This is a genomic window from Aeromonas sp. OTU364 (assembly GCF_038440395.1).
In the GTDB taxonomy this organism is placed as follows: domain Bacteria; phylum Pseudomonadota; class Gammaproteobacteria; order Enterobacterales; family Aeromonadaceae; genus Aeromonas.
The window spans coordinates 53,972-64,096 of sequence record NZ_JASATR010000024.1 but is presented as its reverse complement, the minus strand read 5'-3'; the positions used below and the strand labels follow the sequence as shown (position 1 = coordinate 64,096).

General features: G+C 62.9%; 11 protein-coding genes. 5 read left to right on the top strand and 6 right to left on the bottom strand.

Features of this window, described 5'->3' with window-relative positions:
• Nucleotides 1-182: 182 nt before the first annotated feature.
• Nucleotides 183-452, bottom strand: coding sequence for an FAD assembly factor SdhE (locus AAHB08_RS19385; RefSeq protein WP_025328266.1), 270 nt, complete (start codon nucleotides 450-452; stop codon nucleotides 183-185).
• 119 nt (nucleotides 453-571) lie between these two features.
• Between AAHB08_RS19385 and ygfZ the strand changes: the two genes are divergently transcribed.
• A complete protein-coding gene (ygfZ, locus tag AAHB08_RS19380; protein WP_446699550.1) occupies nucleotides 572-1,477 on the top strand; it encodes a tRNA-modifying protein YgfZ in 906 nt (301 codons plus the stop codon).
• A gap of 6 nt (nucleotides 1,478-1,483) precedes the next feature.
• Here ygfZ and AAHB08_RS19375 read toward each other — a convergent pair whose 3' ends face one another.
• Entirely contained in the window at nucleotides 1,484-2,365 is an 882-nt protein-coding gene (locus tag AAHB08_RS19375; protein WP_025328268.1) for a LysR family transcriptional regulator, read from the bottom strand.
• 131 nt (nucleotides 2,366-2,496) lie between these two features.
• On the opposite strand from AAHB08_RS19375, the gene AAHB08_RS19370 reads away from it, so the two are divergent.
• Nucleotides 2,497-2,934: a PACE efflux transporter gene (locus AAHB08_RS19370; RefSeq protein WP_319914097.1), complete on the top strand. Its 438-nt coding sequence runs from the start codon at nucleotides 2,497-2,499 to the stop codon at nucleotides 2,932-2,934.
• 77 nt (nucleotides 2,935-3,011) lie between these two features.
• Here the strand turns inward: AAHB08_RS19370 and AAHB08_RS19365 are convergent, their stop codons facing one another.
• Complete coding sequence (locus AAHB08_RS19365; protein ID WP_025328270.1) at nucleotides 3,012-3,353, bottom strand: hypothetical protein; 342 nt, start codon at nucleotides 3,351-3,353, stop codon at nucleotides 3,012-3,014.
• 194 nt (nucleotides 3,354-3,547) lie between these two features.
• Between AAHB08_RS19365 and cutA the strand changes: the two genes are divergently transcribed.
• The 3 genes from cutA to AAHB08_RS19350 all read left to right on the top strand — a co-directional run bounded on the left by cutA (nucleotide 3,548) and on the right by AAHB08_RS19350 (nucleotide 6,187).
• Entirely contained in the window at nucleotides 3,548-3,865 is a 318-nt protein-coding gene (cutA, locus tag AAHB08_RS19360) for a divalent-cation tolerance protein CutA (protein ID WP_342059819.1), read from the top strand.
• Entirely contained in the window at nucleotides 3,862-5,637 is a 1,776-nt protein-coding gene (locus AAHB08_RS19355; protein WP_342059818.1) for a protein-disulfide reductase DsbD, read from the top strand. Before cutA ends, AAHB08_RS19355 begins: the two co-directional genes overlap by 4 nt.
• 130 nt (nucleotides 5,638-5,767) lie before the next feature.
• Nucleotides 5,768-6,187, top strand: coding sequence for a hypothetical protein (locus AAHB08_RS19350; RefSeq protein ID WP_139434006.1), 420 nt, complete (start codon nucleotides 5,768-5,770; stop codon nucleotides 6,185-6,187).
• A gap of 30 nt (nucleotides 6,188-6,217) precedes the next feature.
• On the opposite strand, the gene AAHB08_RS19345 is transcribed toward AAHB08_RS19350, so the two are convergent.
• The 3 genes from AAHB08_RS19345 to AAHB08_RS19335 form a co-directional block, all read right to left on the bottom strand.
• Complete coding sequence (locus AAHB08_RS19345; RefSeq protein WP_342059817.1) at nucleotides 6,218-7,522, bottom strand: NAD(P)/FAD-dependent oxidoreductase; 1,305 nt, start codon at nucleotides 7,520-7,522, stop codon at nucleotides 6,218-6,220.
• 210 nt (nucleotides 7,523-7,732) lie between these two features.
• Nucleotides 7,733-8,812 (bottom strand): class II fructose-bisphosphate aldolase, encoded by a 1,080-nt coding sequence (fbaA, locus tag AAHB08_RS19340; protein WP_005332814.1) that lies wholly within the window; start codon nucleotides 8,810-8,812, stop codon nucleotides 7,733-7,735.
• 116 nt (nucleotides 8,813-8,928) lie between these two features.
• Nucleotides 8,929-10,092 (bottom strand): phosphoglycerate kinase, encoded by a 1,164-nt coding sequence (locus AAHB08_RS19335; protein ID WP_202047212.1) that lies wholly within the window; start codon nucleotides 10,090-10,092, stop codon nucleotides 8,929-8,931.
• Nucleotides 10,093-10,125: the final 33 nt, after the last annotated feature.

Genomic DNA, 10,125 nt, shown 5'->3' with positions numbered 1-10,125 from the left:
CGCCCTGGCGTGACGGGGCGCCAGGCCAGCCAGAGCCCCAGCAACCAGCAGGGGAGAAACAGCCCCCATTGCCAGCCCTGGATCAGGCTGGCGGTGGGCCAGAGCAACAGCCCAAATAGGGCAAGCAGCAGCAGGCGCTGCCGCGGGGAGGGGATGACGGGCATCAGGACCCGCATCGGGGATCAGCTCAGGCGATCATGACGGGCCTGATTGCGCTCCAGGATCAGGGGGATCATGGCGGCGAAATCGGGGTCGCTCGGCACACCGTGGCCCATGCTCCAGCGGAACAGCTCGGGATCCTCGCACTCCAGCAGACGGATGAAGGTCTGCTGCTCGGCCTCGCTCAGGGAGTCGAACTCGTGCTCGAAAAAGGGCATAAAGATCACATCCAGCTCGAGCATGCCACGACGGCAGGCCCACTTCAGGCGGGACTTTTCAATTGGGCTCAACATGGAACTCTCCTTACAAAGACCCGGGGATGGTAGCAGCTGGATTTTCCGGCTGACAAACATTCCTTACGTCTTTACCATGCAGGTCACATACTTTCTGTCTCTGGAATACCATCGTGAGCCTGCCGACCCCTGTTCTTCCTGCCGAGCCAACCCTGTTTCCCCTGACCGATCTGGCCATCACCCGCCTCACCGGCAATGATCGCGTGAAATATCTGCAAGGCCAGGTCACCTGTGACGTCAACGCCCTGCAACCTGGCCAGAGCACCCTCGGCGGCCATTGCGATCCCAAGGGCAAGCTGTGGAGCGATTTTCGCCTGCTCTGCCTCGATGAGAGCCTGCTGCTGCTGACCAAGCCGTCGGTGCTGGCGCGCCAGCTGCCCGAACTCAAGAAGTTTGCGGTGTTCGCCAAGGTGGAGATCGGCGAGTTCCAGGGCCAGGCGGTCGGCCTGGCCGGTCAGGGCACGGATGCCTGGATCGCGGCGAAATACGGCCTTCAGGAAACCGGCCTTGTCGAGGGTGGCATGGCGGTCAGGGTGGAAGCCGATCGCTGGCTGCTGGCAAGCGAGTTGCCGCTGGCGCTGAGCCTGCCTGTCGGCGACGAAGCGCTCTGGTGGGGTCTGGACATCAAGGCAGGCATCCCGCACCTGGAGGCGGTCCATCAGGGTGAGTACATTCCCCAGATGCTGAACCTGCAGGCCCTGGACGGCATCAGCTTCACCAAGGGCTGCTACATGGGGCAGGAGATAGTGGCCCGCGCCAAATACCGCGGCGCCAACAACCGCGCCCTCTTCGTGCTGGCCGGGCAGGTCAGTGGCCCCGTGGCCAGCGGTGATACCCTGGAGATCCAGCTCGGTGACAACTGGCGGCGCAGCGGCATGGTGCTGAACGCCTGGCAGCAGGATGGCCAGGTGTGGCTCACCGCCGTGCTGCCCAAGGACACCGAGGCCGACGCCAGCTTCCGCCTCAAGCAGGAGGAAGGCTCCCGCCTCGCCCTGCAACCCCTGCCCTACTCCCTGACCGACTAAGGTCCGCTAACGAGGCACCCGCGCCAGCAGGGCCTCCTTCAGCCAGCGCCCCGCCTGCCCGAGCGGGCGGGCGCGATACCACTGCAACTCCAGCTCCAGCTCGGCCAGGGGAAGGAAATCCGGCTTGAGTACCACCAGCTCACCCCGCGCCAGCGGCCGGTGCAGCAGAAACTCGGGTACCGCAGACCACCCCAGCCCCAGCTTGACCAGCTCCAGGATCCCGAGATCCCCCTCGACCCACCACACCTGGGACGAGAGGCGGAAGCGATGGCGCTCCGTGCCCTCCCGCCGTCCCGTCACCATCAGCTGGCGGGCCCCTTGCAGGTCGCTCTCGTGCAGCGGCGTCTTGTGGGCCAGGGGGTGATCCGGGGAGACCACCAGGGGCATGGCGACGCTCCCCAGGGAGCGGGAGACCAGCTCCCGCTCCGGGTGCGCCTTCTGGTAGCTGATGCCGAGCTGAGCCCGCCCGCTCTTGAGCAGCTCGGTCACATCCTCCATCAGCGGGAACAGCAGCTCCAGCTCCACCGTCGGATAGCGACCGGCGAACTCCTCCAGCAGGGCACCCAGCCAGGGCAGGTGGGAGTCATCGTCGATGGCCAGGGTGAGGCGCGACTCTATGCCGCTGGCCAGCTCCCCGGCAATGGCCTGCAGCCGCTCGCTCTGGGCCAGCAGCACCCCCGCCTCCTGGCTGATGCGGGCCCCCGCCTCGGTCAGCACGGGGTAGCGGCCGCTGCGATCAAACAGCTCGAGACCGAGATCTATCTCCAGGTTGGCGATGGCGGTGCTCACCACCGACTGCGCCTTGCCCAGGCTGCGCGCCGCCGCCGAGAAAGATCCCGTCTCGGCCGCCGCCAGCAACGCCTTGAATTGTTCCAGTGAAGGGGTCATTCGCCTGCTCCTGCCCTGATATTGCACCCAGATCCATCTATTTTAGCGATAGATACCAACGTGAACCTATCGAAAAATAGCGATAAATTGGCCGCCATACCCACCCGGAAAGAGAAACAGAGAGACAGACCATGCGTAATACCCGTGATCGCCTGCGCCACGCCATCGGCTTCGAATTGATTGGCCTGCTGATCGCCGCCCCCCTGGCAAGCTGGGTCACCGGCGTCGGTCTCAACCACATGGGCCCCCTGGCCCTGTTCTTCTCGGTGGTCGCCACCGTCTGGAACTATGTCTACAACATCGGGGTGGATAAGTTGCTGCTGCGCCTGCAGGGCCATACCCACAAGAGCCTGTGGCAACGGGTGCTGCATACCTTGGGTTTCGAGGGGGGCTTGCTGATCGTCGCCCTGCCGGTGATGTCCTGGTGGCTCGACATCGGCCTGCTGGAGGCGCTGGTGCTGGATCTGGGCTTCGTGCTGTTCTACCTGGTCTATGCCTTCGTCTACAACTGGAGCTATGACAAGGTGTTCCCCATCCCGGGCCAGGGGGCGCGGCCGGTCACGGGGTGACAAGAGAAGGGATAAAACGAGGCACCATCATGCGACTGGCATGATGGTGCTGATCTGGATCCTCGAGGGGCAAGTATTCAGGCTTGCGCCTTCACCTCGTCGGCAGGGGCCTCGGTCTGGGCCGCTTCCTGGTTCAGCATGGCCTCGAGGTCGCTCTGATACTGGTTCAGCATGCGCTGGGCCGCGACCATGTCCCCCTTGTGCAGACGCTCGAACAGATGGTGTTGCACCACGCCATTGAGGTACTCCACCGTGATGGGTTGCTCCAGGGCAGACAGCAACTCCTCTTTTTCCAGCTCCGCATTGATTTCATCGACACTGGTACGCAGCAGACCGGCCAGTTGCACCAACATGCGGCGCTCGCCTTCACGCAACAGGCTCAACATGCGGTTTCTCTGCTGCTCATTCTGTTGGGTCATACATTTCCTTACGTAGAGTGGGAACAAGCCCGCTCATTCTGCCCTGTCCTTTTCACAGCGTCTATCTCGGGCGCATCACTAATTGAGCATCCCGCCAGCGGGGCGCGGGCCGGGTGCTATTTGCCCCTTTGCCCGGTATAGTAAACGCTGTTCCAGAGGGCCTTTGCGCCCCCGCTGACGAGACTGCGTACCCCATGACCGACGCCATTCTGGTGCTCTGCACCTGCCCTGATGAAGCCAGTGCCGACCTCATCTGCGAGCAACTGCTCGACCAGCACCTCGCCGCCTGCATCAATCAGCTGCCAGGGCTCACCTCCGTCTATCGCTGGCAGGGGAAGACTGAACGGGCACGGGAGATCCAGCTCATCATCAAATCCCGCCAGCCGCTCTTTGCCGAGCTCGAACGGTGCATCCTGGCTCACCACCCCTACCAGGTGCCGGAGATCCTGGCGATCCCCGCCAGCCAGGGTCATCAAGCCTACCTAGACTGGTTGACACAGGAGACCTCATGACTCTGCGACCCCTGCTTTCCCCCCTGCTGCTCCTGCTGAGCCTGCTCGCGGCCCCCGCCCAGGCCAGCAGTCAGGATCTGCTAAGCAGCCTCGGCATCCAGGCCAGCGCCCAGCCCAAGTTTCTGAAAGTCGACGAGGCCTTCGTCCTCGAGAGCGAACAGCAGGGAAACAAGCTGCTGCTGACCCTGCGCCTCGCCGACGGCTACTACCTCTATCGCCATAGCATCAGCGTCAAGGGGGACAACCTCGCCTTCGAACCCCCAGTGCTGCCCGCAGGCACCGAGCATGAGGATGACTTCTTCGGCAAGACCCGGGTCTTCTATCAGGAGCTGCAGATCCCCGTCACCTTGACCCAGGTGGGGGACGCCGCCAGCCTCAGGATAAGCTATCAGGGTTGCACCGACGGCCTCTGCTATCCCCCCACCGACAAGCGGATTCCGGTGCAGCCCCTCGCGGCCACCGGCGACGCCGGGCAGACAGGCTCCGCTGACGCCATCGAGGCGCCGGCCAGCAGCCAGCAGGACAGACTGGCGGCCGCCCTCGGCAGCCAGGGCTTCTGGCTCAGCATCGCCGCCTTCTTTGCGCTGGGGCTGGGGCTTGCCTTCACCCCCTGCGTCTTCCCCATGTACCCCATTTTGACCGGCATCATCGCCGGTGCAGGTCAGCACCTCTCCACCCGCCGCGCCTTCCTGCTCTCCTTCGTCTATGTGCAGGGGATGGCGGTCACCTACACCCTGCTCGGGCTGGTGGTCGCCTCGGCGGGGCTGAAGTTCCAGGCGGCGCTGCAGCACCCCTATGTGCTGATCGGCCTCTCGGTGATGTTCGTGCTGCTGGCGCTCTCCATGTTCGGGCTCTACAGCCTGCAACTGCCGAGCAGCCTGCAAACCCGGCTCTCCGGCCTCTCCAACCGCCAGCAGGGCGGCTCCGTGGTCGGGGTCACCATCATGGGGATGATCTCCGGCCTGGTCTGCTCCCCCTGCACCACGGCGCCGCTCTCCGGCGCGCTTATCTACGTGGCCCAGAGCGGCGATCTCTGGCTCGGTGGCGCGGCCCTCTATGCCCTGTCGCTGGGCATGGGGCTGCCGCTGCTGCTGCTCGGCACCTCGGGGGGCAAGTTGCTGCCCAAGGCGGGCGCCTGGATGGATGTGATCAAGCAGCTCTTTGGTTTTGCGCTGCTGGCGGTGCCCATCCTGCTGCTGTCACGGCTCTTGAGCGACCAGGTCGCCACCCTGCTCTGGCTAGGCTGGGGGCTGGTGCTGTGCGGCTATCTCTATCACCACAATCAGCATCGCCCCCACTCGGTGGGCAAGAGTCTCGGCGGCTTCGTGCTGCTGCTGGCCATGATGGGCCTGGTGGTGATGGGCAAGGATCTGCTGCTGCCCGAGCCTGGCGTCAAGGCCAGCACCGAAACCCAGGCGCCCCGGTTTGTCCGCATCAAGACCCTGGATGACCTCAAGACCCGGCTCGAGGCCGCCCGCGGCAAGCCGGTGCTGCTGGACCTCTACGCCGACTGGTGCGTGGCCTGCAAGGAGTTCGAGCACAAGACCTTCAGCGATCCCGAGGTGCGGGCACGCTTCGCCGACATGGTGCTGTTGCAGGCTGACGTCACCGCCAACGACGATGCCGATGTGGATCTGCTCAACGGCTTGAACGTGCTGGGGCTGCCGACCCTGATCTTCTTCGATCTCGATGGCAACGAGGTGAGTGGCCAGCGGGTGACCGGCTTTATGGGGCCCGCCGAGTTCCTCGGCCAGCTGGACAAGCTGCGCTGAATCATGGCGGCCTGCTTTAGCTCGCGGGCCGCCCTCTCCACCGCGCGCTGATTTTTCTGGCCATCCCTTGTATATGGCAGGCGCCATGGCAGAATTTGCCCTTTCCCGTCTCGCATCGTCCGGAGTTTTGATGAAAAAGTGGTTCATCCCCCTGCTGGCCTGCTGGCTCTATGGCTGCAACTCAGGTCCAGGTGAAGAGGCGATCCAGAGCCAGGTCACCGCCAGGCTGCAGGCCGAGACCGACGCCAACCTGTTCGAGATCAGCGACTTCGCCGTGCTCGGCAAGGAGGAGCGGATGGAGGGGGTCTACCTGGTCAGGGTGAGCTACCGGCTCCACTTCAAGCAGGGGCTGGATCAGCTGCAGGTGCTGCACGACGAGGATCTGGTCTATGACAGGGTCGGCCCCTTCCAGCAGGAGATGGCCCTGATGGAGCTGGAGCGCAAATACGGCGAGTTCGAGGCAGGCCAGGCGCTGGCGCAGGAGAGCCAGGTCTGGATGATGAAGACGGAGCAGGGCTGGCAACTGGCAGAACCGGCGCAGCAGGGATAAGCGTCCTCCTCCCTGCCGCCGGCCCTCCCCCTAGAGCAGATCCTTCATTCTGTGCCACAGCATCCCGAGTGCCAGCAAGGGGGAGCGCAGCGCCGGTCCGCCGGGGAAGGTCATGTGGGGCACGCGACTGAAGAGATCGAAGCCCCGGCTCTCCCCCCTGATCGCCTCGGCCACCAGCTTGGCAGCCATGTGAGTGGCATTGAGGCCGTGTCCCGAGTAAGCCTGGGCATAGAACACATTGGGATGCTCCTTGAGGCGCCCGATCTGCGGCAACCGGTTGGCGCCTATGCCTATCATGCCCCCCCACTGGAATTCGATGGCGGTGCCCGCGAGCTCCGGGAAGACCCGCAGCAGCTTGGGCAGCATAAACGCCTTGATGTCCCTGGGATCGCGCCCCGAGTAGTTGCAGGCCCCACCAAACAGCAGGCGGCCATCGGCGGAGAGGCGGTAGTAGTCGAGCGCCACGTTCTGATCGCACACCGCCATGTTTTGCGGCAGCAGCCGCTGGCGCAGCCGCTTCTCCAGCACCTGGGTGGCAAGTATGTAGGAGCCCGCCGGCAGCACCTTGCCCCCGAGCTCGGGATTGAGCTCGTTGAGGTAGGCGTTGCAGCCGATCACCAGGTAGCTGGCGCGGCAACGGCCGTGGGCCGTGGTCACCTCGACCCGATCGCCGTAGTCGATATGGGTCACCCTGGAGTGCTCGAACAGGGCGACACCCAGGCTGGCCGCCGCACGTGCCTCACCGAGGGCCAGGTTGAGGGGATGCAGGTGGCCTGAGCCCATGTCGATCATGCCGCCGATATAGCGATCCGACCCCACCACCGACTTGATCTCGCTTTTGGGCACCAGCCTGACTTCATGCCGGTAGCCCAGGCTGGCCAAGTGCTCGGCATCCTCCTCAAATCCCTTGAGGTGGCGCGCCTTGGTGGCGAGATCGCAGTAGCCCCAGGTCAGGTCGCAGTCGATGTTGAACCGCGCGACCCGCTCGCGCACCAGTTGCACCGCCTCCAGCCCCATCAGATCCAGCTCCCGTACCCCTTGCTCGCCTATCCAGCGGGCAAACTGGCTGGTGTCGTGACCTATGCCGCGAATGAGCTGGCCGCCGTTGCGGCCGGACGCCCCCCAGCCGATACGGTTGGCCTCAAGCAAGACCACCTTGTAACCCGCCTCGGCCAGGTTGATGGCGGTGTTGAGGCCGGTGAAACCGCCGCCTATGATGCAGACGTCGGCATCCAGCTCACCGCTGAGCTCGGGCCACTGCCGATGGTCGTTGCGGGTGGCCGCGTAATAGGAGGCCACGTGCTCCTGGTGTCCGTTGTGTCTTCCTGTCTGCATGCTCAGCATCCTGCCTTGGTTGCACTTGTTTACTAAATTAAACGGAGTGTCATCGATAATACCCAGCCCAGAGTCACCAATCCAGCCTGTCAGGATCACAGAAATGCAAAAGGTGTCCCGAAGGACACCTTTTGAGAGGCCAGCCGAGGGCCCAAAATGAAAGAGGCGCCCCAGAGGGCGCCTCTTCAGCAATCAAGATACGGTAACGAATTACAGTACGTTGATGGCGTTCAGGTCGGAGAAGGCTTTCTCCAGACGGGCGATCATGGAAGTCTGACCGGCACGCAGCCATACGCGCGGATCGTAGAACTTCTTGTTCGGCTTGTCGGCGCCTTCCGGGTTGCCCAGCTGGCCTTGCAGGTAGGCTTCGTTGGTCTTGTAGAAGTTCAACAGACCTTCCCAGGTAGCCCACTGGGTGTCGGTGTCGATGTTCATCTTCACGACGCCGTAGGAGATGGATTCGCGGATCTCTTCCAGGGTGGAACCTGAGCCACCGTGGAACACGAAGTCCAGGGACTTGGCAGGCAGACCGAACTTCTCGGAAACGTATTTCTGGGAAGCGTCCAGGATGGACGGGGTCAGCTTGACGTTACCCGGCTTGTAAACACCGTGCACGTTGCCGAAGGAGGCAGCGATGGTGAAACGCGGGCTGATCTTGGACAGACGCTCGTAGGCGTAAGCCACGTCTTCCGGCTGGGTGTACAGGGCGGATTGATCCATGTGGCTGTTGTCCACACCGTCTTCTTCGCCACCGGTGCAACCCAGTTCCAGCTCCAGAGTCATGTTCATCTTGGCCATGCGGGTCAGGTACTCGCAGCAGATGTCGATGTTCTCTTCCAGAGACTCTTCGGACAGATCCAGCATGTGGGAGGAGAACAGCGGCTTGCCGGTCTCGGCGAAGTGCTTCTCGCCCGCTTCCAGCAGACCGTCGATCCACGGCAGCAGCTTCTTGGCGGCGTGGTCGGTGTGCAGGATGACAGGTACACCGTAAGCTTCGGCAACGGCGTGCACGTGCTTGGCACCGGAGATGGCACCGATGATGGCAGCCTGCTGGCCTTCCAGCTTCAGACCCTTGCCGGCGGTGAACACGGCACCACCGTTGGAGAACTGAACGATGACCGGGGCTTTGACCTTGGCGGCAGCTTCCAGCACGGCGTTGACGGAGTCGGTACCCACGCAGTTCACGGCAGGCAGAGCGAAGCCGTTCTCTTTAGCGATGGCGAACACTTTCTGAACGTCATCACCAGTGATCACGCCGGGTTTTACGAAGTCGAAAATTTTCTTAGACATGTTTAATCGTCCTGTTCTCGTATGCCGTTAATAAAAAATGGGGGGTTCATCATGAACCGGCACAGCGGCCACATGATAAACGAAACGGGAGGCTTTTGCCCCCCGTCCCGGGTCAATTAGGCTTTGGCGCGTTCTTCAAGAATCGCGACAGCCGGCAGTACCTTGCCTTCTACGAACTCCAGGAAGGCGCCGCCGCCGGTGGAGATGTAGGAGACCTTGTCGGCGATGCCGAACTTGTCGATGGCGGCCAGGGTGTCACCACCGCCAGCGATGGAGAAGGCCGGGGAAGCGGCGATGGCTTCGGCGATCACCTTGGTGCCTTCGGCGAACTGGTCGAACTCGAACACGCCGACCGGGCCGTTCCACAGTATGGTCTTGGCGTTCATGATGATGTCGGCCAGGGCCTTGGCAGAGTCAGGGCCGATGTCGAAGATCATGTCGCCGTCGGTCACATCGCTCACGGACTTGATGGTGGCCGGGGTGGACTCGGAGAACTCGGCACCGACAACCACGTCTGTGGTCACCGGGATGTTGGTCTCGGCAGCCAGCTTCTTGGCGGTGTCGATCAGGTCGTGCTCGCACAGGGACTTGCCGACGTTGTGACCGGCAGCGGCGATGAAGGTGTTGGCGATGCCACCACCGACCACCAGCTGGTCAGCGATCTTGGAGAGGGATTCCAGCACGGTCAGCTTGGTGGAGACCTTGGAGCCGCCAACGATGGCAACCATGGGGCGCTCGGGCTTCAGCATAGCCTTGCCCAGGGCGTCCAGTTCACCGGCCAGCAGGGGGCCAGCACAGGCAACCGGCGCAAACTGGGCCACACCGTAGGTGGACCCTTCGGCGCGGTGAGCAGTACCGAATGCATCCATTACAAAGACGTCACACAGGGCGGCGTATTTTTTGGCCAGCTCTTCGGTGTTCTTCTTCTCGCCTTTGTTGAAACGGCAGTTTTCCAGCACAACCAGCTCACCGGCGGCGACGTCTACGCCATCCAGGTAATCCTTGGCCAGGCGGACCGGGCAGGACAGAGCGTCTTTCAGATAGTTGACTACCGGGGCCAGGGAGAATTCTTCGTTGTATTCACCCTCGGTCGGACGACCCAGGTGGGAGGTGATCATCAGCTTGGCGCCCTTTTCCAGAGCCAGCTTGATGGTCGGCAGCGTCGCCACGATACGTGCATCGGAAGTGACCTTGCCGTCTTTTACCGGCACGTTCAGGTCAGCACGGATCAGAACGCGTTTACCCGCCAGATCCAGGTCGGTCATCTTGATAACAGACATATTCAGTCCTCTATATATTTTCAGGTAATGTTA

Bases quoted from the DNA above. Each gene is read 5' to 3' on its own strand.
- AAHB08_RS19385 (WP_025328266.1), bottom strand. From the start codon at position 452: ATGTTGAGCCCAATTGAAAAGTCCCGCCTGAAGTGGGCCTGCCGTCGT.
- AAHB08_RS19375 (WP_025328268.1), bottom strand. From the start codon at position 2,365: ATGACCCCTTCACTGGAACAATTCAAGGCGTTGCTGGCGGCGGCCGAG.
- AAHB08_RS19370 (WP_319914097.1), top strand. From the start codon at position 2,497: ATGCGTAATACCCGTGATCGCCTGCGCCACGCCATCGGCTTCGAATTG.
- AAHB08_RS19365 (WP_025328270.1), bottom strand. From the start codon at position 3,353: ATGACCCAACAGAATGAGCAGCAGAGAAACCGCATGTTGAGCCTGTTG.
- cutA (WP_342059819.1), top strand. From the start codon at position 3,548: ATGACCGACGCCATTCTGGTGCTCTGCACCTGCCCTGATGAAGCCAGT.
- AAHB08_RS19355 (WP_342059818.1), top strand. From the start codon at position 3,862: ATGACTCTGCGACCCCTGCTTTCCCCCCTGCTGCTCCTGCTGAGCCTG.
- AAHB08_RS19350 (WP_139434006.1), top strand. From the start codon at position 5,768: ATGAAAAAGTGGTTCATCCCCCTGCTGGCCTGCTGGCTCTATGGCTGC.
- AAHB08_RS19345 (WP_342059817.1), bottom strand. From the start codon at position 7,522: ATGCAGACAGGAAGACACAACGGACACCAGGAGCACGTGGCCTCCTAT.
- fbaA (WP_005332814.1), bottom strand. From the start codon at position 8,812: ATGTCTAAGAAAATTTTCGACTTCGTAAAACCCGGCGTGATCACTGGT.
- AAHB08_RS19335 (WP_202047212.1), bottom strand. From the start codon at position 10,092: ATGTCTGTTATCAAGATGACCGACCTGGATCTGGCGGGTAAACGCGTT.